Consider the following 19,558-nt stretch of genomic DNA (forward strand, 5'->3'; position numbering starts at 1 on the left):
CGCGACAGCATACCCAGCGCACCCGGATATCCCAAATCGCGCCAGGACCTGACCGCCGCCCGTCAGTCGACGGAGATCACGTCCCCGACTCGAACGATCTTCATGGCGTTCGTGCCGCCCATCTGACCCATCAGGTCGCCCTTGGTGATGATCACCAGGTCGCCCTCGTCGAGCTTTTCCATCTGCTGGAGACTCTCGATCACCATCCGGTTGACCTCGGCATGGTCGGTCGACGGCACCGGGAAGTGCACCGCCTGCACGCCGCGGTAGAGACCGACGCGGCGGGCCGTTTCCTCCGAGCGGGTGAAGGTGTAGATCGGGATGTCGGTATCGACACGCGACATCCACAACGGCGTCGCCCCCGACTCGGACAACGCGACGATCGCCGCGACCGAGAGGTGGTTGGCCGTGTAGATCGCCGAGTAGGCAATCGCCTGGTCGATCCGCTCGAAGGGCACGTCCAACGGCGCGGCGCTCTTCTTCGCCTCGATCTGGTACTCGGCCCGATGGCAGACCCGCGCCATGGTCTCGACCACGCGCACCGGGTACTTGCCGGCGGCCGTCTCGGCCGAGAGCATCACCGCGTCGGTGCCGTCGAGCACCGCGTTGGCCACGTCGAACACCTCGGCCCGGGTCGGGATCGGGTTGTCGATCATGGTTTCCATCATCTGGGTCGCGGTGATGACGGGGCGGTTGAGCTCCTTGGCCATCTTGATGAAGGCCTTCTGCACCGCGGGGAGCTCGGCATCGCCGATTTCCACGCCCAGGTCACCGCGGGCGATCATGATCGCATCGGAGGCCTGGATGATCTCGCGGATGCAGTCGATCGCCTCGGCGCGCTCGATCTTGGAGACGATGTGCGCGCGGCAACCGGCTTCCTGCAGCAGGCGACGAGCCTCGTGGATATCCTCGCCCGAACGCGGGAACGAGACGGCGATGTAATCCACACCGATCTCGGCGGCCGTCTTGATGTCGGCGCGATCCTTGTCGGTGATCGCCGGCGCGGACAGGCCGCCGCCCTGGCGGTTGATGCCCTTGTTGTTGGACAGCATGCCGCCGACGGTGACGGTGGTCTGGACCTGATTGCCCTGGACATTGTCGACCTTCAGGACGATCCGGCCATCGTCGAGCAGCAGGATGTCACCCGGGCGCGAATCGGAGACCAGCGCCTTGTAGGTGATGCCCACCTTGGTCTCGTCGCCGCCATCGGGGTCGAGGTCGGCATCGAGGGTGAACGGCTTGCCCTCCTCGAGCTCAACCTTGCCATCCTTGAACCGGTCGATGCGGATCTTCGGGCCTTGCAGGTCACCGAGGATCGCGACGTAACGACCTTCGGCGGCCGCCGCCTCGCGCACCATGTCGGCGCGCCGCTGGTGGTCGGCGGCCTTGCCGTGCGAGAAGTTCATCCGCACGACATCGATACCCGCCCGCACGAGGTTGGTAATGGTGGTCAGGTCGTCGCTGGCCGGGCCGAGCGTAGCGACGATCTTGGTCCGTCGCTGTGCCGGAAGATGATCAGTGGAACCGTGCATGTTTGCCATCAGCCTTTCGCCCGCTCTTCCAGCATGGCAACCGCCGGCAGGGTCTTGCCCTCCAGGAACTCGAGGAACGCACCGCCAGCGGTCGAGATGTAGCTGACCTTGTCGTAGATGTCGTACTTCTGGATCGCCGCGATCGTGTCGCCGCCGCCGGCCAGGGTGAAGGCCTTGGTGTCGGCGATCGCCTGGGAGATGCGTTTGGTGCCATCACCGAACTGGTCGAACTCGAACACGCCGACCGGGCCGTTCCAGACGACGGTACCGGCGTTCTCGATCACCTTGGCCAGTGCCTCGGCACTCTCCGGCCCGATGTCGAAGATCATGTCGTCGTCGGCCACGTCCTCGACACGCTTGAGCACGGCCGACTCGTTCTCGTCGAACTGCTTGCCGACGACCACGTCGGTCGGCAGCGGGATGTTGGCACCGTTGCTCTTGAGCTTGTCCATCAGCGCCTTGGCCGTCGGCACGAGGTCGTCCTCGCAGAGCGACTTGCCCACGCCGTGGCCGGCGGCCTTGACGAAGGTGTTGGCGATGCCGCCGCCGACGATCAGCTGGTCGACCTTCGCCGCCAGCGCCTCGAGCACGGTCAGCTTGGTGGAGACCTTGGAGCCACCGACGATGGCGACCATCGGGCGGGCCGGGTTGGCCAGCGCCTGGGTCAACGCCTCGAGTTCCTCGGTGAGCAGGGTGCCGGCGCACGCGGTCGGCGCGAACTTGGCCACGCCGTGGGTGGACGCCTGGGCGCGGTGGGCCGTGCCGAAGGCATCCATCACGAACACGTCGCACAGGGCGGCGTACTGCTTGGCGAGCGCCTCGTCGTCCTTCTTCTCGCCCTTGTTGAAGCGGACGTTTTCCAGCATGACCACTTCGCCGCCGTCGACTGCGACGTCCTTGCCCAGGTAGTCACGCACCAGCCGAACCTCGCGGCCAAGCTTGTCGCCCAGGTCCTTGGCGACTGGGGCCAGGGAATCCTCCTCGGAGAACTCACCCTCGGTCGGACGACCCAGGTGCGAGGTGACCATCACGTGGGCGCCCTGGTCGAGCGCGGCCTTGATGGTCCCCAGCGAGGCGCTGATGCGCGCATCAGAGGTGACCTTGCCGTCCTTGACCGGCACGTTCAGGTCGGCGCGGATCAACACGCGCTTGCCGGCAAGATCGAGATCAGTCATGCGGATGACGTTCGCCATGGAAAACTCCTCAATGAGACAGATAAAAAGCGGTAAGGAATGGGGGACGACTCGGTGACGCCCAGTCCTTACGGCTCTCGCGTGGCGCGAAAGACAGGTGGAAAAACGGGTGGGAAAACCCACCCGTTCCGGTCAGTCGATTTACTTGCCGACGTGCTGCACGACGCGCAGCATGTTGCAGGTGTAACCGAACTCGTTGTCGTACCAGGCGACAACCTTGACGAAGGTGTCGTCCAGGGCGATGCCGGCCTTGGCATCGAACACGGACGGCTCCGGGTGACCACGGAAGTCGGTGGAAACGACCGCTTCCTCGGTGTAACCCAGCACGCCCTTGAGCTCACCCTCGGAGGCTTCCTTCATAGCCGCCTTGATGTCGTCCATGGAGGCGCCCTTTTCCAGCTCGGCGGTCAGGTCGACCACGGAGACGTCGGAAGTCGGCACGCGGAACGCCATGCCGGTCAGCTTGCCGTTCAGGGCCGGCAGGACCTTGCCCACGGCCTTGGCGGCACCGGTGGAGGACGGGATGATGTTCTCCAGGATGCCGCGGCCGCCGCGCCAGTCCTTCTGGGACGGGCCATCAACGGTCTTCTGGGTGGCGGTAGCGGCGTGAACGGTGCTCATCAGGCCACGCTTGATGCCGAACTTGTCGTTCAGGACCTTGGCCACCGGCGCCAGGCAGTTGGTGGTGCAGGAGGCGGCGGAGACGATCGGCTGACCGGCGTAGTCGTTGTGGTTGACGCCGTAGACGAACATCGGGGTGGCGTCCTTGGACGGGGCCGACTGCACGACCTTCTTGGCGCCCGCCTCGATGTGCTTCTGGCAGGTCTCCTCGGTAAGGAACAGGCCGGTGGACTCGACCACGACGTCGACGTCCAGGTCGCCCCACTTGAGCTGGGACGGGTCCTTCTCGGCGGTCAGGCGGATCTTCTTGCCGTTGACGACCAGGTTGTTGCCTTCGACCGACACGTCACCGTCGAAACGGCCGTGCACGGAGTCGTACTTGAGCATGTACGCCAGGTACTCCGGCTCCAGCAGGTCGTTGATGCCAACGATTTCCAGCTCCGGGAATTCCTGAGCTGCCGCACGGAACACCATGCGACCGATACGACCGAAGCCGTTGATACCGACACGAATAGCCATGGGTTTTCTCCTAATCGATACGTGGATACAAATCAGTCAGGGCGCATGCGATTGACGACACATGCGCCCAAAAACGGTTGATGCGAGCCCGGATCAGCCCAGCTTGCGGGCTTCCTCGGCGACGCGATCGGCGGTGAAACCGAAGAACTCGAACAGGTCACCGGCCGGCGCGGACTCACCGAAGGTGTCCAGGCCGAACACCTTGCCCTGGCTGCCGACGTACTTGTACCAGCCCTGGGTCACACCGGCCTCGATGGCCATGCGCGCAGTCACGCTGCTCGGCAGTACCGACTCGCGGTAGGCCTCGTCCTGGGCGGCGAAGGCCTCGACGCAGGGCATGGAGACGATGCGGACCTTCTTGTCGGTCAGCTTCTCGGCCGCGTCCATCGCCAGGCCGACCTCGGAGCCGGTGGCGATCAGGATCAGGTCCGGCGTGCCGTCGCAGTCCTTCAGGATGTAGCCGCCCTTCTCGATGTTGGCGATCTGCTCAGGCGTGCGGGTCTGGTGCGGCAGCCCCTGGCGCGAGAAGACCAGCGAGGTCGGTGCGTCGCGACGAACGATCGCCTGCTTCCAGGCCACCGCGGTCTCGACTGCGTCACACGGGCGCCAGGTCTGCATGCGCGGAATCAGGCGCATGGTGGCGATCTGCTCGACCGGCTGGTGGGTCGGACCGTCTTCGCCCAGGCCGATGGAGTCGTGGGTGTAGACGAAGATCGAACCGATCTTCATCAGCCCCGACATGCGCAGCGCGTTGCGAGCGTACTCGGAGAACATCAGGAAGGTGCCGGCATACGGCAGCAGGCCGCCGTGCAGCACCATGCCGTTCATGATGGCGCTCATGCCGAATTCGCGCACGCCGTAGTGGATGTAGTTGGCATCCGACTCGGTGGCGGTCAGCGCGGTGCAGCCCTTCCAGGTGGTCAGGTTGGACGGCGCCAGGTCAGCGGAACCGCCGACCAGTTCCGGCAGCATCTCGGCCAGGCCGGTGATCACGGCCTGCGAGGCCTTGCGCGAGGCGACGCTCTCGCCCTTGGCGTCGATCTCCTTGATCAGCGCGTCCATCTTGTCGCTGAAGTCGGCCGGCAGGTCGCCGTTCAGGCGACGCTTGAGCTCGGCGGCCTCGGCGGGATAAGCCTTCTCGTAGGCGGCGAAGGTCTCGTTCCACTCGGCCTCGGCCTTCGCGCCCTTCTCGGAGGCATCCCAGCCGGCGTAGACCTCGTCCGGAATGACGAACGGCTCGTGGCTCCAGCCGATGTTTTCGCGGGTGGCCTTGACCTCGGCGTCGCCCAGGGCGGCGCCGTGGCAGTCGTGGGTGCCGCAGAGGTTCGGCGCGCCGAAGCCGATGACGGTCTTGGTGCAGATCATGGTCGGCTTGTCGTTGACCGAACGCGCCTCGCGGATGGCCGCGTCGATGGCGTCGGCATCGTGACCGTCGACGTCACGAACGACGTGCCAGCCGTAGGACTCGAAACGCTTGGGCGTGTCGTCGGTGAACCAGCCCTCGACGTGGCCGTCGATGGAGATGCCGTTGTCGTCGTAGAAGGCAATCAGCTTGCCCAGACCCAGGGTGCCCGCCAGCGAGCAGGCCTCGTGGGAGATGCCTTCCATCAGGCAACCGTCACCCAAGAAGCAGTAGGTGTAATGATCGACGACCTTGTGGCTCGGCTTGTTGAACTGGCCGGCAAGCATCTTTTCGGCGATGGCCATGCCGACGGCGTTGGTGAGACCCTGGCCCAGCGGACCGGTGGTGGTCTCGACGCCCGGGGTGTAGCCGTATTCCGGGTGACCCGGGGTCTTGGAGTGCAGCTGACGGAAGTTCTTCAGCTCTTCAATCGGCAGCTCGTAGCCGGTCAGGTGGAGCAGAGAGTAGATCAGCATCGAACCGTGACCGTTGGAGAGCACGAAACGGTCGCGGTTCGGCCATTCCGGGTTCTTCGGGTTGTGGTGCATGTAGTCGTTCCACAGCACCTCGGCGATATCCGCCATGCCCATGGGGGCACCCGGGTGACCCGAATTCGCCTTCTGAACGGCGTCCATGCTCAACGCGCGAATCGCGTTGGCAAGCTCTCTACGTGTCGACATAAAACACTCCAAAGGGTTGAAAAAGAAGCGGTTCTGGGCGCCGTGTGCATTGCGCACGCAGACGACGGCGCCTGGCCTTGGGGCAGGCGCGGAAGTTGCGCGACATTGTCCCCAAAACCCTCACGCAAGGCAACCACCCTGTTTTTCAATTACTTAGGAACGACAGACATTGCCCTCCCGGCGAGCCAAAAAGGCCGGCCAGGCCAGCCAGCTCAGGCCTCGCGCCACTTGATCGAGCAACCCATGGAGGGAACCTGCTCCTCGGGGCCGCGACCGGTTTCGGCCACCTGCTTCATCGCCTCGAACAGCTCGCGCGGCGCGTCCGGCTCGGCCTCCTTGCGTGAGGCATCCAAGCGACCGCGGTACTGCAGCTCGAGATCCGCGTTGTAGCCAAAGAAATCCGGCGTGCAGACCGCCCCATAGGCCTTGGCGACAGACTGGGACTCGTCGACCAGGTAGGGAAAGGAGAACTTGTACGCCTCGGCGACCCGCTTCATGTTCTCCGGCGAGTCCTCGGGATAGTCGCTGGGATCATTGGACATGATCGCCACCGTGTTGACCCCCAGCCCCTTGAGTTCACGCGCATCGCGCACGATGCGATCGAGCACCGCCTTGACGTAGGGGCAATGGTTGCAGATGAACATCACCAGCGTGCCCTTTTCACCCTGCACATCACTCAGGCGCCAGATGCGCCCCTCGGTGTCCGGCAGGGCAAAATCCACGGCGGGACGACCAAAATCACAGACCGGGGTTTCGGTGCGAGCCATGAGCGAACCTCCTTGCGGCTTGTCTCTAGGGAAGGCCCAGTGTTTGGAAGGCCTAGTGCTTGAGTGAACACCAGAGTGTCGCATGACACACCAACCGGAAGGCAAACCGCCCGCCGCTCGCCGCCCGAGCGGCAACTGTGATATTTTTCCTGCGATTCGAGTATCCGCCATGACGCGGGTGATGGCACCGCAGGCCGCCCTGGCAGCCGGCCGGCCACGCAGGATCCAGACCCCGTCAGGGCAATACGCGCAAACCGGCGGCAGACCGGTCGCGGACACGAAACGATCGCCAAGGACCAGGAGAAACACCCCAATGCACGCCTCGCCGCGCCCCGCCCACGCCTCTCGCCCGACCGCTCGTCGCCACACCGGACTGCTTTCCCTGCTCCTCGGGGCCGCCGCGTTGCTGGTCGTCACTCTGCCCGCCAAGGCAGAGGACACTCTCAAGATGGCAATCGCGCCCTTCCTGCCGGAAGCGGAGCTGAGCCAGGCCTACGCGCCGGTGGCCGACTACCTGAGTCGCCGGCTGGGCGAGACGGTCGAACTCGAACTGTTCCCGAACTACCTTTCCTTCTGGGAGGCGACGCGCGGCGGCTCGGAGTTCGATATTGCACTCGATGCCGCCCCGGTGACCGACTTTCGCGTCCAGCGCCAGAACTGGCAGGTCATTGCCCGCTTCGACGGCGAGGTGACCCAGTCGCTGGTCACCCGCGATGATGACCTGATCCTGTCGCCCAAGGAGCTCGTCAACAAGCGCGTCGCGGTCCAGCCGTCGCCATCGGTCGGGGCACTGGTGCTCTATCAGCTGTTCCCCAACCCGGTCCAGCAACCGACCCTGGTCTTCGAACGCACCAACCGCGATGTCGCCACCGCCGTGCTCGAGGGCAAGGCGCGGGCCGGCGTGATCCCCTCCCCGCTGGTCGGCGGCTACCCGGGCCTGTACCCGGTGATCACGACCGAGCCCCTGCCCTTCCTGGGCTTCTCCGTTTCACCGGAGCTCAACGAGCGCACCCGCAAGGCGCTGCAACAGGCACTGTTGTCTTTTGCCGAAACCGAGGAAGGCCAGCGCATCCTCGACGAACAGCAGCTGACCGACATCGTGCCCGCGACCAACCGCTATTACCGCGGTAACGCCGAGTTGCTGATCGGCACCTACGGCTACTGAACGCCCGGCGACTGACCCGCGGGGCAAGCTGTGCCATGATTGCGCCCGCCGGACGGCTTGACCGCGCCCGGCGACACGACTCGACCGCCCCATCTGCATGCAAGAGAGGCCTGCACGACATGAGCGCACACGCCGCCAAGCGCCACCTGTTCACCTCGGAGTCCGTCTCCAAGGGCCACCCGGACAAGATCGCCGACCAGATCAGTGACGCCATCCTCGACGCGATCCTCGAGCAGGATCCCGCGGCCCGGGTTGCCTGCGAAGCATTGGTCAAGACCGGCTTCGTCGTCCTGGCCGGCGAGGTGACCACCTCGGCCTGGGTCGATGTGGACGAACTGGTGCGCGACGTGATCGTGGACATCGGCTACACCAGCTCGGAGCTCGGCTTCGACGGGCATACCTGCGGCGTGCTGAACGCCATCGGCAAGCAGTCCTCCGATATCGCCCAGGGCGTCGACCGCGAGGACGTCGCCAACCAGGGCGCCGGCGACCAGGGCCTGATGTTCGGTTACGCGACCAACGAAACCGACGTGCTGATGCCCGCGCCGATCACCTACGCCCACCGCCTGGTGCAACAACAAGCGACGGTGCGCGAGGCCGGCACCCTGCCGTGGCTGCGTCCCGACGCCAAATCGCAGGTCACCTTCCGCTACGAGGACGGGGTCCCGGTGGGCATCGACGCCGTGGTGCTCTCCACCCAGCACAACCCGGACATCGCCCAGCCCGACCTGCACGAGGCCGTGATGGAGGAGATCATCAAGCCGGTGCTGCCGGCCGAGTGGCTCGACCAGCACACCAAGTACCACATCAATCCCACCGGCCAGTTCATCATCGGCGGCCCGGTGGGCGACTGCGGCCTGACCGGGCGGAAGATCATCGTCGACACCTACGGCGGCATGGCCCGCCATGGCGGCGGTGCCTTCTCCGGCAAGGACCCCTCGAAGGTCGACCGCTCGGCCGCCTATGCCGGGCGCTACGTGGCCAAGAACATCGTGGCCGCCGGGCTGGCCGATCGCTGCGAGATCCAGATTTCCTACGCCATCGGTGTCGCCGAACCCACCTCGATCTCGGTCGACACCTTCGGCACTGGGACGGTCTCCAACGAGCGCATCACCGATCTGGTCCGCCAGCACTTCGACCTGCGCCCCTACGGCATCCTGAAAATGCTGGACCTGATCCGGCCGATCTACCGTAAGACCGCCGTCGGCGGCCATTTCGGCCGCGAGGAGCCGGAATTCAGCTGGGAGCGCACCGATCGCGCCGAGGCACTGCGCGCCGACGCGGGTCTGTAAGGCCCCGGCGCGACTCGCCCGTGCAGACCGTCCCGCGGGCGGTTATACTCCGCGACTGATTTCCCCGCCCCGACCGAGGAGCGCTGCAATCCGCTGATCAGCGGGTCAGGCTCGGCCGAGGCGTGGCGGCGGTCCGACACAGTCGGTCCGTCACCTGAACAACGGCGCTCTTGAGAACCCGCCCCATTAGAACCGGGTTCGCTTTCAAGCCTCGACTTGAACAAGAGCCGCACGTCCCGCCCTCTCGTTCAAGTCGATCCACTGAAAAGAATCGACGAGGACGCTGACCGTGAACGCAGTCACCAAACCGCAAGCCTTCAACGACTACCAGGTCGCCGACATCACGCTGGCCGACTGGGGCCGCCGCGAGATCCGCATCGCCGAGCGCGAAATGCCGGCGCTGATCAAGATCCGCGAGAAATACCGCGCCCAGCAGCCGCTGGCCGGAGCGCGCATCGCCGGCTGCATCCACATGACCATCCAAACCGCCGTGCTGATCGAGACGCTCACCGCGCTCGGGGCCGAGGTGCGCTGGTCGTCGTGCAACATTTTCTCGACGCAGGATCACGCCGCGGCCGCGATCGCCGCCTCTGGCGTGCCGGTATTCGCCTGGAAGGGCGAGACCGAGGAGGAATACTGGTGGTGCGTCGAACAGACCATCCAGGGTCCCGGGGACGACCAGCAAGCCTGGACCCCCAACCTGCTGCTCGATGACGGCGGCGACCTCACCGGCCTGATGCACGAGAAATACCCCAACCTGATCGAGGGCATCCACGGCGTCTCCGAGGAAACCACCACCGGCGTGCACCGCCTGCTGGAAATGCTCGAGGAAGGCTCGCTCAAGATCCCGGCGGTCAACGTCAACGACGCGGTCACCAAGTCGAAGAACGACAACAAGTACGGCTGCCGTCACTCGCTCTCGGATGCGATCAAGCGCGCCACCGATCACCTGCTCTCCGGCAAGCAGGCGCTGGTGATCGGCTACGGTGACGTCGGCAAGGGCTCGGCCGCCTCGCTGCGCCAGGAGGGCATGATCGTCAAGATTACCGAGATCGACCCGATCTGCGCCATGCAGGCCGCGATGGACGGCTTCGAGGTTGTCTCGCCGTACGTCGACGGTATCAACACCGGCAACGACGACGGCATCGACAAGGCCCTGCTGGGCAAGATCGACCTGCTCGTCACCACCACCGGCAACGTCAATGTCTGCGACGCCCCCATGCTGCGGGCACTAAAGAACGCGGCCGTGGTCTGCAACATCGGCCACTTCGACAACGAGATCGACACCGCTTACATGCGGGAAAACTGGGCCTGGGAAGAGATCAAGCCGCAGGTCCACAAGATCTACCGCGAGGCGACCGCCGGCGGCGCATTCGACCCGGACAGCGAGAATTACCTGATCCTGCTCTCCGAAGGCCGCCTGGTGAACCTGGGCAATGCCACCGGCCACCCGAGCCGCATCATGGACGGCTCGTTCGCCAACCAGGTACTGGCACAGATCCATCTGTTCCAGGAACGCTTCGCCGACCTGCCGGCCGGAAAGAAGGCCGAGTCGCTGCGCGTCGAGGTACTGCCCAAGCAGCTCGACGAGGAAGTCGCCCGCTACATGGTCGAAGGTTTCGGCGGTGTGCTCACGCGCATGACCGACGCGCAGGCCAAGTACCTGGGCGTGCCCGCCGACGGTCCGTTCAAGCCGGACGCCTATCGCTACTGATCTGGCGCTACTGATCTGGCGCGACCGATACGCCCCCGGGCGGCACGGCATCCCGTGTCGCCCGCCCTACATTTTCCGGAGGAAGCATGCCGATCCCGGTTTCCTGTGAATTCTTTCCGCCCAAGTCCGACGACGGCGAGGCGAAGCTGCGCGAGGTCTATCAGACACTGGCGCGCGCAATCGACCCCGAGTACTTCTCGGTCACCTTCGGTGCGGGCGGCTCGACCCAGACCCGCACCTTCGAGACGGTCCGCGAGATCCAGCGCGACTCGGGCGTGCCGGCCGCCCCGCACCTGTCCTGCATCGGCTCCTCGCGCGAGGGCATCGGGCAGATCCTCGACGACTACCGCGAGCAGGGCATCCGGCGGATCGTCGCCCTGCGCGGCGACCTGCCCAGCGGCATGCAGGACCCGGGCGACTTCCGCTACGCCAACGAGCTGGTCGCCTTCATCCGCGAGTACAGCGGTGACTGGTTCCACGTCGAGGTGGCGGCCTACCCGGAAATCCATCCGCAGGCCGCCAGTGCGGATGACGACCTGGCCAACTTCAAGCGCAAGGTCGAGGCCGGCGCGGACGCGGCGATCACGCAGTATTTCTACTCGATCGAGGCCTACCGGCGCTTTCTCGATGACTGCGAACGCCTGGACATCGCCGTGCCGATCGTCCCCGGCGTGATGCCGATCACCAACTACCAGCAACTGGCGCGATTTTCCGACATGTGCGGCGCGGACATCCCGCGCTGGCTGCGCAAACGCCTGGAGGCCTTCGGCGACGACCTGGAAAGCCTGCGCGCCTTCGGTCACGACGTGGTCGCCGAGCTCTGCCGGCAACTGGTCGATGCCGGCGCGCCGGGAATCCACTTCTACGCCATGAACCGCTCGGGACCGGTGATCCGGCTGTGCAAGGATGCCGGCCTGGTCGCGGACTGACCCCGCACGGCCGCCCCGGCGAGACGTTATACTGCCGCTCATGAGCGATTCGACCCCGCGCAAGCACATCTGGATCGAACCGGCCGACCCGGCCACGGCACGCGCCGCGGGCGAGGCCGGCGCCACGGCCCTGGTGGTGCCGGAAGGCGCCGACACGGCAGACCTGCCGCGTGTCGGCGCCGGTGGCGCGTTCCGTGAAGGCCGGGATTTCGAGCGCTACCGCATTGAGCGCGAGAGTGACGAGGAGGCCGTCCGGCCTGACCGGCTCGCCGTGATCGAACCGACCGAATGGACCATCATCCCGGCCGAGAACCTGATCGCCCGCGGCGTGGACGTGATTCAGGTGGTCGATACCGCCGAGCAGGCCAAACTCGCACTGACGATCATGGAACAGGGAGTGGCGGGCATCTGGCTGCGCCATGCGGACGCCGCCACCATCGCGGCACTGGGGCGCATGCTCGCCGAGCTCGCCCCCGCACCGGTCGAGCTGACGGACGCGCGCATCAGCGCCATCACGCCGGTGGGCATGGGCGATCGCAGCTGCCTCGACCTGATCGGCGAACTCGCCCCTGGCGAGGGCCTGCTGGTGGGCAGCTTCAACCACGCCCGCTTTCTGATCCACAGCGAAAACGTCGACAACCCGCACTGTGCCGCACGCCCCTTCCGGGTGAACGCCGGCGCGATCCACGGCTACGTGGTCACGCCCGGGGACCGCGTGCGCTATCTCGCCGAGATGGCAAGTGGTGACCCCGCCCTGGTGGTGGACAGCGATGGCCACACGCGCACGCTCGCCGTCGGCCGCAACAAGATCGAGCGCCGGCCGATGGTGCAGATCGAGGCGGTCGACGATGACGGCACCCGCTACTCCGCGATACTGCAGCACGCCGAGACTATCCGCCTGGTCTCCCTCGAAGGCCGGGCGGTAAGCGTGCTCGACCTCCGGCCCGGCGACCGGGTGCGCGTCTCGCTGGCCGAGCGCGGCGGGCGGCACTTCGGCCGACGGGTCGAAGAGACCATCAACGAACGCTGAATTCACCGCTGACTTCCGGAGCACGGCATGACCCGCAACCAGGACTGGCAACGCCGCGACCTCAACGTCCTCTGGCACCCCTGCACCCAGATGAAGGACCACGAGTCCATCCCGCTGGTACCCGTCGACCGCGGCGAGGGGCCGTGGCTGTACGACTTCGACGGTCGGCGCTACCTCGACATCATCAGCTCCTGGTGGGTCAACATCTTCGGCCACGCCAACCCCTACATCAACGACCGCATCAAGGCACAGCTCGACAAGCTCGAGCACGTGATTCTGGCCGGCTTCTCGCACGGCCCGGTGGTCGAGCTCTCCGAACGACTGGTGGAGATCACGCCCTCGGGGCTCGACCGCGTCTTCTACGCCGACAACGGCTCCTCGGGTGTCGAGGTGGCGCTCAAGATGAGCTACCACTACTGGCGCAACAGCGGCCGGCCGGAGAAGAGCGAGTTCGTCACGGTGGCCAACAGCTACCACGGCGAGACGCTCGGCACGCTCTCGGTCGGTGACGTCGGCCTGTACAAGGACACCTACGGCCCGCTACTGCGCGCCACCGCGACCGCCCCGTCGCCGGCCTGCCGCCAGGATCAGGGCGACTGTCGCGAGCGGGCCGCCGAGGCGCTCGAGGGCATGCGACGGATCCTCGAGGAGCAGGCCGACCGTACCGCCGCGGTGATCGTCGAACCCTTGGTGCAATGCGCGGCGGGCATGCTGATGCACCACCCGGACTACATCCGCGGACTGCGGATGCTCTGCGACGAGTTCGACGTCCACCTGATCTGTGACGAAATCGCGGTGGGCTTCGGCCGCACCGGCACCCTGTTCGCCTGCGAACAGGCCGACATCACCCCGGACTTCATGTGCCTGTCCAAGGGGCTGACGGCCGGCTACCTGCCGCTGGCCGCGGTACTGACCAGCGACACGGTCTACCAGGCGTTTTACGACGACTACGCGACCATGCGCGCCTTCCTGCACAGCCACAGCTTCACGGGCAACCCGCTGGCCTGCGCGGCGGCACTCGCCACCCTCGACCTGTTCGAGCGCGACGACGTCATCAACGCCAACCAGAAATCGCAGGACATCATGGACCGGCACCTCGCCGAACTGGCCGAAGAGCCCCACATCACCAACGTGCGCCGCACCGGGATGATCGCCGCCATGGACCTGGTCGACCCGGCGACGGGCGAGCCGTTTCCGTCCGGGGATCGCCGCGGGGTGCGCGCGTACCAATACGCGCTCGAGCATGAGCTGCTGCTGCGCCCGCTCGGCAACACCCTCTACTGGATGCCCCCCTACGTGCTCGACGAAGACGACTATCGACACGTATTCGAAGTCACGCGCGACGCCGCGCGCGTGGCGTCGCGCTAGCACCGATGCGCACCCGCCGCGTCTTTGTCGACCACGAACTACAAGCCGGCAGCGAAATCGACCTGCCGGCGGATACCGTCAACTACCTGAGAAACGTCCTGCGCCTGAAGGACGGCCAGCCACTGGAACTGTTCAACGGGCGCGGCTCGCGCGCCCGCGGCCGGCTGACACTGGCACGGCGCGAAGCCCGCGTGCTGGTCGAATCGAGCCAAGCCAGCCCCGCCGAGTCGGTGGTCCCGATCACCCTGATGGCCGCGCTGGCCAAGGGCGAGAAAATGGAGCTGGTGATCCAGAAGGCGGTCGAGCTGGGCGTGACTACCATCGCGCCGGTGGAAACCGAGCGCAGCGTGCTGGAACTGAAGGGCAACCGGGCCGAGAAGCGCCTGGTCCGCTGGCGTCAGATCATGATCAACGCCTGCGAGCAGTGCGGGCGCGACACCTTGCCGACCATCGAACCGATTCGCCCACTGGACCAGGCACTGGCGGCAACCGATGCGCCGGTAAAACTGGTGCTCGACCCACGCGCCCAACAGCCGCTGCAAGCCCTGCGCGATCAGCAGCGCCCCACGGGAGTGTCGCTGCTGGTCGGCCCGGAGGGCGGGCTGACCGGGGACGAAGTCGCGTTGGCCGGGGAACACGGGTTTCGGGCACTGACCATCGGACCGCGCATCCTGCGCGCCGAGACTGCAGCGATCACCGGGGTGGCGGTGCTGCAGTACCAGTGGGGCGATCTGGGATAGAAATGCCGGCCGGTCCACCGCTGACTGCCGGCCCTTCCTGTTAGCCGATCAGCGAGACTCAGTCGTCAATCTTGTCGGGACGGAAACCGGAGCTGATCGGGTAACGACGGTCACGGCCGAAGGCGCGCCGGCTGATACGCACCCCCGGCGGGGCCTGGCGACGCTTGTATTCGTTGACCAGGATCATGCCGACCACCCGGCGGACCACGGCCTCGTTCAGCCCCATGGCGACGATCTCCTCGATACTGCTGTCGTGTTCGACGAATGCCTCGATAATCCGATCGAGATCCGCGTAGGCCGGCAGCGAATCCGAATCACGCTGATCGGCACGCAGCTCCGCCGAGGGCTCGCGCGTGATGACCCGTTCGGGCACTGCGTCGAGCTCGGGGCGCACGGTTCCCCCCAGCGAGTTGCGGTAGCGGGCTAGCTGATAGACCACCGTCTTGGGGACATCCTTGATCGGGGCGAAACCACCGGCCATGTCGCCGTACAGGGTCGCGTAACCGACGGCCAGTTCCGACTTGTTGCCGGTCGTCAGCAGCAGCCGGCCGAACTTGTTCGACAAGGCCATCAAGATCACGCCGCGGGCGCGGGCCTGCAGGTTCTCCTCGGTGACGTCATCCGCCAGGCCGGCGAACAAGGGCGAGAGCGTTTCCTGGAACGAGCTGAAGACTGGCGCGATCGACAAGGTTTCGCAACGCACGCCCAGCGCCTCGCACTGAAGCTGGGCATCCTCGAGACTCATGGGCGAGGTGTACTGGGAAGGCATGCGCACGGCCAGCACGTTGTCCGCGCCCAGCGCATCCACCGCGAGCGCGAGCACCAGGGACGAGTCAATACCGCCCGACAACCCCAGCACCACGCCGGAAAACCCGTTCTTGCGCACGTAGTCGGCAACGCCGGTGGTCAGGGCGCGATAGATCTCCGCCTCGCCCTGCTGCCAGTCATGGCTGGGGCCGTGGGCGACGACTTCGCCCGTTGCCGAGATCTCCGTCCAGCCGATGCTTTCGACAAAGCCGGGCAGGTGCATGTGATTGCCGGTGCGACAGGAGACGAATGACCGCCCGTCGAACACCAGTTCGTCCTGACCGCCAACCAGATTGACGTAGATGATCGCGCAGCCGCTGGAATGCACGCGCTCGGCGATCTGGGCCTCGCGCTCGCGGGTCTTCTGACGATGAAACGGCGAGGCGTTTAGCACGCAGATGACGCGGGCGCCGGCGGCGGCCGTCTCCTCGATCGGCCCCTGGCGCCAGGCGTCCTCGCAGATGACTACCCCCACGGGGACACCATCGATCTCGGCCACCAGCGACGAAGTCCCCTTGCGGAAGTAGCGCTTCTCGTCGAACACGCCGTAGTTGGGCAGGGCGCGCTTGGCGTAGCGGGCCACGATTTGTCCGCCATCGATCAGTACCGCCTGGTTCTGCAGGCAGCCCTCGGCGTCTCGCCCCGGCGTGCCGATCAGCACGGCCGTATCGCCCACCGCCCCGGCAATTCGCACCAGCTGGGCCTCGCAGGAGTCGACGAAATCCTCGCGCAGCAGCAAGTCTTCGGGTGGGTAGCCGGAGATGGTCAGTTCGGGAAAGACGACCAGCCGGGCTTCGATCTCCTTGCGGGCCCGCGCCACCAGCTCGATCACGCGCGAGGCGTTGGCGCGACAGTCCCCGACCCGGGTGTTGATCTGGGCCAGCGCGATCCGCAGCCCGCCAACCTCGCGCTCGTCGATTCGGTTCAGATTGTCAGTCACGATGTGCTCATGCCCTCGGACTGGCTCTCGAGCACGCGGGCGGCCGTGACGCCCAGCTCGGCCGGGCTGTCCACGACGTGCACGCCGGCGGCACGCAGGGCCGCGCATTTCGCCGCCGCGGTCCCCTTGCCCCCGGCAATCACCGCCCCGGCATGCCCCATGCGCTTGCCGGCCGGCGCCGTCGCGCCGGCAATGTACGCCACCACGGGCTTGGGATACCCCTGCCGGATGAACTCGGCGGCGGCTTCTTCGGCCCCGCCGCCAATTTCACCCACCATCAGCACCAACTCGGTCTGCGGGTCTTCGGCAAAGCGCGACAGGCAGTCGATGAAATCGAGCCCGCCAACCGGGTCGCCACCAATACCGACGCAGGTGCTCTGGCCGAGACCGGCGGTCGTGGTCTGAGCGACGGCCTCGTAGGTCAAAGTGCCGGAACGAGACACGATGCCGACGCGCCCCTTGGTGTGGATCGAGCCCGGCATGATGCCGATCTTGCAGCTATCCGGCGTGATCAGCCCCGGGCAGTTCGGTCCGATCAGGCAGGCATCCGGGTAATCCTGAGCCAGCACGGCCTTGACCTTCAGCATGTCGATCACCGGGATGCCCTCGGTGATGCAGGCAATCACCTCGATACCGGCCGCGGCGGCCTCGAGAATCGAATCCGCGGCAAAGGGCGCGGGCACGTAGATCATGCTCGCCGTCGCACCGGTTTCCCGCACGGCATCGGCGACCGTATCGAACACCGGCAGGCCCAGGTGTGTCTGCCCGCCCTTGCCGGGCGTCACCCCGCCGACCAGACGCGTGCCATACGCGATCGCCTGCTCGGAGTGAAAGGTGCCCTGTTTCCCGGTAAACCCCTGGCAGATAACCCGGGTGGATTCATCGACCAGAATGCTCATCGGTCGGCCTCCCGCTTGGTGTTGGCGAGCACCACCGCCCGATTGGCGGCAGCGGCGAGATCGTCTTCGGCCGTCAACGCCAGGCCGGATTCGGCCAGCATGCGGCGCCCCTGTTCGGCGTTGGTCCCGGCCAGCCGCACGACGGTCGGCACCTCGAGCGCCACCTCTCGGGCCGCTTCGATAATGCCCTCGGCGATCAGGTCACAGCGGACGATCCCGCCGAAGATATTGACCAGGATGGCCTCGACTCGCGGGTTCGCGAGGATCAACTTGAACGCCTCGGTCACCTTGGCCGCCGACGTGCCGCCGCCGACATCCAGAAAATTGGCCGGCATCCCGCCGGCGTGCTGGATCAGGTCCATGGTCGCCATCGCCAGCCCGGCACCATTAACCATGCAGGCAATGTTGCCATCCAGCGAGACGTAATTGAGCCCATGGTCGATCGCCTTGCGCTCGGCGGGATCCTCCTGGGCGACGTCGCGGCGTTGCCACCAATCGGCTTGCCGGTATTCGGCGTTGTCATCCAGGGCCACCTTGGCATCCACGATCGCCAATTGACCGTCGGCCAGCTCCGCCAACGGATTAATCTCGATCAGGGCCGCGTCTCGTTCGGTGAAGGCCCGATAGAGCTTCAGTGCCAGTGACACGAACGCCTTCATCTGGTCAGCCCCCAGGCCAAGAGAGAACCCCAGCTCGCGGGCCTGGTAGGCGCCCAGCCCCACGGTGGGGTTGACCACCGCGCGGTGGATTGATTGCGGATGGCGTTCCGCGACCGCCTCGATGTCCATGCCGCCCTGCGAGGAGGCAATCATGACCACGCGCTGCAATGCCCGGTCGACCGTGACGGCCAGGTAGTATTCGTGTCGGATAGAGGCCGCCGGTTCGACCAGCAGCGTCTCCACCGGCAACCCGGCAGGCCCGGACTGCGTGGTGACGAGCCGGGTGCCGAGCAGTTCGCTCGCCGCCTGGCTGACCCCGGCGACATCACCGACCAGCCGTACACCGCCGGCCTTACCGCGTGCGCCGCTATGCACCTGCGCCTTTACCACCCAGCGACCGGATTCACTCGCCGACAGCCGGGCACCGTCGCCCACATCGTCGGCCGAGCGGATCAGGGCGCCCGACGGCACGGGAATGCCGAATTCGGACAGCAATGACTTGGCCTGATATTCGTGCAGGTTCATGGTGACCCGTTCCAGAATGCGTCAATGAAAAGGGGGCATTGTCGCGCACCGACGCCCTATTGTCATGCCCGCCGACGGTATCCGCAGGGCGGAACACAAGACAAGAAAAAGCCCCGGCGGGGCCGGGGCAACGAGTCACTCAGGGGAGAAATCAAAAACACGCGAGTCAGTCAGGGTGAACCGCGACGTAGGGGCGTAGCCGGCGGATGATCTGCGGATCAAGACCCCAGACCGATTCCAGGTCGTCGAAGGAGGCGAATGCGCCGACGGTCAGGCGGTGCAGGACGATTCGCTCCGCTTGCACCGGCCCGACACCACTTACGCGGGCAAGCTCGTCTGCTTACGCCTGATTGAGATCCAGAACACTTGCCTGAACCGAAACAGACGTCAGCAACAACGCGCCCAGAGCTACCCGCGAAACACCTGTGTTCGTCTTCACCACTCGCTCAACTCATCATGTGTTATCCAGAAGAGCAGGATAAGGCGAATGGCCGGCGGGGAATATCGGGATAATCCTCAATCGCCGTAGGAATCGACGTCAATCGCTGTACGCCGATTCCTACAAAGCAAAACCCCCGCAGCCTTGTGGCGTGCGGGGGTTTCAAATGGGGAGCCTGGCGTGGACCGACTTTCACATGGGGGTGAACGAGGATCGGCTGTCCGGTGGACAGCCGCAGCCGACGTGAACGCCGCAGCCGAAGGGCTGCGGCCGAGAGCCCGAAAGGGCTTCCCCAGCACGAAGAAGCCCCCGCAACCTGACGGTTACGGGGGCCTCA

General features: G+C 65.9%; 15 protein-coding genes, 1 pseudogene and 1 riboswitch. Of the genes and pseudogenes, 7 read left to right on the forward strand and 9 right to left on the reverse strand.

Translation table 11 applies throughout. The annotated features are described in order from the left end of the window. Window positions 1-62: 62 nt before the first annotated feature. From pyk to SR882_RS11230, 5 genes are all read right to left on the reverse strand, one after another. The gene (gene pyk, locus SR882_RS11210; protein ID WP_322522418.1) at window positions 63-1,532 is read right to left on the reverse strand and encodes a pyruvate kinase; all 1,470 of its coding nucleotides are present in this window, start codon (window positions 1,530-1,532) and stop codon (window positions 63-65) included. A gap of 8 nt (window positions 1,533-1,540) precedes the next feature. Further along, on the reverse strand, window positions 1,541-2,725 hold the full coding sequence (locus SR882_RS11215; RefSeq protein WP_322521304.1) for a phosphoglycerate kinase: 1,185 nt from the start codon (window positions 2,723-2,725) through the stop codon (window positions 1,541-1,543). A 141-nt stretch (window positions 2,726-2,866) separates the two neighbouring features. Further along, entirely contained in the window at window positions 2,867-3,865 is a 999-nt protein-coding gene (gene gap, locus SR882_RS11220; protein ID WP_322521305.1) for a type I glyceraldehyde-3-phosphate dehydrogenase, read from the reverse strand. Window positions 3,866-3,958: 93 nt separating this feature from the next. Then, a complete protein-coding gene (gene tkt / locus SR882_RS11225) occupies window positions 3,959-5,947 on the reverse strand; it encodes a transketolase (RefSeq protein WP_322521306.1) in 1,989 nt (662 codons plus the stop codon). Window positions 5,948-6,159: 212 nt separating this feature from the next. Beyond that, window positions 6,160-6,714 (reverse strand): thioredoxin family protein, encoded by a 555-nt coding sequence (locus SR882_RS11230; protein ID WP_322521307.1) that lies wholly within the window; start codon window positions 6,712-6,714, stop codon window positions 6,160-6,162. Window positions 6,715-7,027: 313 nt separating this feature from the next. On the opposite strand from SR882_RS11230, the gene SR882_RS11235 reads away from it, so the two are divergent. From SR882_RS11235 to SR882_RS11265, 7 genes are all read left to right on the forward strand, one after another. Next, entirely contained in the window at window positions 7,028-7,879 is an 852-nt protein-coding gene (locus SR882_RS11235; protein WP_322521308.1) for a phosphate/phosphite/phosphonate ABC transporter substrate-binding protein, read from the forward strand. Between the two features lie 119 nt (window positions 7,880-7,998). Then, window positions 7,999-9,171 (forward strand): methionine adenosyltransferase, encoded by a 1,173-nt coding sequence (gene metK, locus SR882_RS11240; RefSeq protein ID WP_322521309.1) that lies wholly within the window; start codon window positions 7,999-8,001, stop codon window positions 9,169-9,171. Between the two features lie 69 nt (window positions 9,172-9,240). Then, a riboswitch (S-adenosyl-L-homocysteine riboswitch) is annotated at window positions 9,241-9,348 on the forward strand. A 112-nt stretch (window positions 9,349-9,460) separates the two neighbouring features. Beyond that, entirely contained in the window at window positions 9,461-10,885 is a 1,425-nt protein-coding gene (gene ahcY / locus SR882_RS11245; RefSeq protein WP_322521310.1) for an adenosylhomocysteinase, read from the forward strand. Window positions 10,886-10,971: 86 nt separating this feature from the next. Further along, complete coding sequence (metF, locus tag SR882_RS11250; RefSeq protein ID WP_322521311.1) at window positions 10,972-11,814, forward strand: methylenetetrahydrofolate reductase [NAD(P)H]; 843 nt, start codon at window positions 10,972-10,974, stop codon at window positions 11,812-11,814. A gap of 40 nt (window positions 11,815-11,854) precedes the next feature. Further along, window positions 11,855-12,844 carry a 3-dehydroquinate synthase II gene (locus SR882_RS11255; protein WP_322521312.1) on the forward strand — a complete coding sequence of 330 codons (990 nt, stop codon included), beginning with the start codon at window positions 11,855-11,857 and terminating at the stop codon, window positions 12,842-12,844. A 27-nt stretch (window positions 12,845-12,871) separates the two neighbouring features. After that, the gene (locus SR882_RS11260) at window positions 12,872-14,212 is read left to right on the forward strand and encodes an adenosylmethionine--8-amino-7-oxononanoate transaminase (RefSeq protein WP_322521313.1); all 1,341 of its coding nucleotides are present in this window, start codon (window positions 12,872-12,874) and stop codon (window positions 14,210-14,212) included. A gap of 5 nt (window positions 14,213-14,217) precedes the next feature. Next, window positions 14,218-14,952 carry a 16S rRNA (uracil(1498)-N(3))-methyltransferase gene (locus tag SR882_RS11265; protein ID WP_322521314.1) on the forward strand — a complete coding sequence of 245 codons (735 nt, stop codon included), beginning with the start codon at window positions 14,218-14,220 and terminating at the stop codon, window positions 14,950-14,952. Window positions 14,953-15,010: 58 nt separating this feature from the next. On the opposite strand, the gene SR882_RS11270 is transcribed toward SR882_RS11265, so the two are convergent. The 4 genes and pseudogenes from SR882_RS11270 to SR882_RS11285 all read right to left on the reverse strand — a co-directional run. After that, on the reverse strand, window positions 15,011-16,699 hold the full coding sequence (locus SR882_RS11270; RefSeq protein ID WP_322521315.1) for an NAD+ synthase: 1,689 nt from the start codon (window positions 16,697-16,699) through the stop codon (window positions 15,011-15,013). Further along, window positions 16,696-17,598 carry a succinate--CoA ligase subunit alpha gene (gene sucD, locus SR882_RS11275; protein ID WP_322521316.1) on the reverse strand — a complete coding sequence of 301 codons (903 nt, stop codon included), beginning with the start codon at window positions 17,596-17,598 and terminating at the stop codon, window positions 16,696-16,698. Before sucD ends, SR882_RS11270 begins: the two co-directional genes overlap by 4 nt. Continuing rightward, a complete protein-coding gene (gene sucC, locus SR882_RS11280; RefSeq protein ID WP_322521317.1) occupies window positions 17,595-18,782 on the reverse strand; it encodes an ADP-forming succinate--CoA ligase subunit beta in 1,188 nt (395 codons plus the stop codon). Before sucC ends, sucD begins: the two co-directional genes overlap by 4 nt. Before the next feature lie 166 nt (window positions 18,783-18,948). After that, window positions 18,949-19,110: pseudogene (locus SR882_RS11285) on the reverse strand (ComEA family DNA-binding protein); the annotation flags it as partial. Window positions 19,111-19,558 lie beyond the last annotated feature (448 nt).

Origin of the sequence: Guyparkeria halophila, from assembly GCF_034479635.1 — a bacterium.
Classification (GTDB): Bacteria; Pseudomonadota; Gammaproteobacteria; order Halothiobacillales; family Halothiobacillaceae; genus Guyparkeria; species Guyparkeria halophila.